Here is a 2,040-nt window from a genome sequence, read left to right as displayed (position 1 = left end):
CCATATTACAATTTCCCTAATCCAAAAATAGAAATTAAAAAAACACACAAACCCCAACTGGTATAATGGTTTCAACCAAAAAACCGCTTCACCCATTGGGTGAAAACACAAAAGACAATCACATCCCTTTTATACACAACCAAACCTTACTGCGTTTATGAAAATTTTAAACTACAAACTGTCCTCTACCAACGAACTTTTAACCGCTCGCATTGGGGTACTTGCTACTGCACATGCCATTAACACATTGAGTTTGTCTAATACCATTGATCAACTGTAATGGCATATTCATTAGAATAATCCACCTCAGAAAATCGCTACTATTCTACTATTTCTTCTGTTGTTTTTCGCAAAAAATCTTTTAATAAAGCCTCTCGAGCGGGTAAAAATTGATTAATCAATGCTGGAGATAGGGTGCCTTGCTCGTCAACATGAACAAAATCTCCACTCTTTGGCCAGTTAACATTCGGGGCAATTTCTGCATTGTTACTGTTGTGATGACAACCACCACAACTCATTGCTTCAGCACGGTTTCTAATCATTTGTACACTGTAATTTGACAAATTTAACGCTGTTAGTTTTTTGCTGATGATTGCGCTTAAGTTTTTGTTTCTGCCGTTAGCAGTATTATCACTTTCATTTGCATCTGATTGGAATTCATTGTAACGGTCATCATTATCCAAACTAAAGCCATTAATAATATCGCTAGCACTAGGGTTACTTGCACGTCTTTCAGGCGCTAACAAGTTATCAACATAAGTACCAAAATCACGATTAAAGTCAAGCCTTAAAGTCTTTAACGAATCTGACTCTGTACTTCTTTTAATAGAGTATGAGTATGAACCTGACTTTGACTCTGGCTTTCCTTCTTTGACAAGGATAGTAGTTGGCGAATCTAATCCCTCTTTATTGGCAAAGAAACCAGTTGACGAATATGGACCTATATTCCAATTGATTGGTAAATCCCCCTTATTGACAAAGAGTTTAGTTAATGGATTGGACTTAACGGTGTCAGCAACAAAAACAACCTCTCCCTTAGTGTTGATGTCGGTTTTAAATTCTCTAAGTTGCCATGGACTCTGTATGAATGAGTTAGAGCGCACTTGACCTGTGCCATGAGTGTAGTGGGTAAAATTAATTACTGCAGGTAATTTGACACCCTTGTGTGTTAAACCTTTGTAGAAGAACCTTTCTAGTTGTACTAGTGCATCTGCTTTGCTCATGTGTCCTATTTTTCGCCAAAAATCTGCTACTGCAAAACATCCTTGCTTGCCTTTACTAGAGTCTGGGTTAGGGTATTCAGCCTCAAAGATTAGAAAGAATCTAGAGCCATTGTTTTTATGATATACAATACGGTATTCACCACAATGTTGCCCATTGTCGGCACTTAGGTCAAAACGATTGAATATTGCGGTTGGCGACATGTCTGAAAGAGAGACCTTTTCATCTCTTTTTTGTAAATCCATTTTTACAAAGCCATTGGTTTTTGAGCCGATGTTAAATGTGTTTAGTAAGCTATCTAGGAGTTTCATGTTTGGCAAACTATCAAAAGGTAGAGTAGCAACCTTATTCTTTGTGACATCGCTACTATTGCGAATGCTTGTGAGTGTTTTAGCAAGTGAGAATTTTTTATCAAAATCATGGTTATCCACACCAGCGGCACCTCGGTTAAATACTAAAGCATTATTAGAGTTTGAGAAATCAGTATCTATTGGAAAATTTATTGATGCTTTGCTTCGCATGAAAACATTCATTAGGCTGTCTTCTCCATGGATGGGTCCGCCTGCAATGGCTATGTTGGTTAAGGCAATGAGGACTATGCTTAATAGAGGAATGCGAATAAAGTTTGTATTAAAAGATGTTGTATTCATTTTAAATTTTACTTTTGTTTAAAAGTTTTCATTATATTGTTAAATTTAGGTTTGTCAAGTTTTGTTAAGTGCGGGATAGTTTTAAAGGGCGTTCAGATCTATTGCATTAATTTATAGGGGCTTTGCATAAATAAGAATGATTAACAAAATCCAATTTTTGCCCAATTAA

General features: G+C 36.4%; 2 protein-coding genes. One reads left to right on the top strand and one right to left on the bottom strand.

The genetic code is table 11. The features are described from left to right. Nucleotides 1-157: 157 nt before the first annotated feature. A complete protein-coding gene (locus tag BAZSYMA_RS10525) occupies nt 158-280 on the top strand; it encodes a hypothetical protein (RefSeq protein WP_277621611.1) in 123 nt (40 codons plus the stop codon). A 40-nt stretch (nt 281-320) separates the two neighbouring features. On the opposite strand, the gene BAZSYMA_RS03250 is transcribed toward BAZSYMA_RS10525, so the two are convergent. Beyond that, complete coding sequence (locus BAZSYMA_RS03250; RefSeq protein WP_143243083.1) at nt 321-1,871, bottom strand: hypothetical protein; 1,551 nt, start codon at nt 1,869-1,871, stop codon at nt 321-323. Nucleotides 1,872-2,040 lie beyond the last annotated feature (169 nt).

The organism is Bathymodiolus azoricus thioautotrophic gill symbiont, from assembly GCF_001298715.1.
Taxonomy (GTDB): Bacteria; Pseudomonadota; Gammaproteobacteria; order PS1; family Pseudothioglobaceae; genus Thiodubiliella.
This window is presented reverse-complemented; position numbering and strand designations above follow the sequence as displayed.

Coding starts and splice junctions, on each gene's coding strand:
- BAZSYMA_RS10525 (WP_277621611.1), top strand. CDS start 158: ATGAAAATTTTAAACTACAAACTGTCCTCTACCAACGAACTTTTAACC.
- BAZSYMA_RS03250 (WP_143243083.1), bottom strand. CDS start 1,871: ATGAATACAACATCTTTTAATACAAACTTTATTCGCATTCCTCTATTA.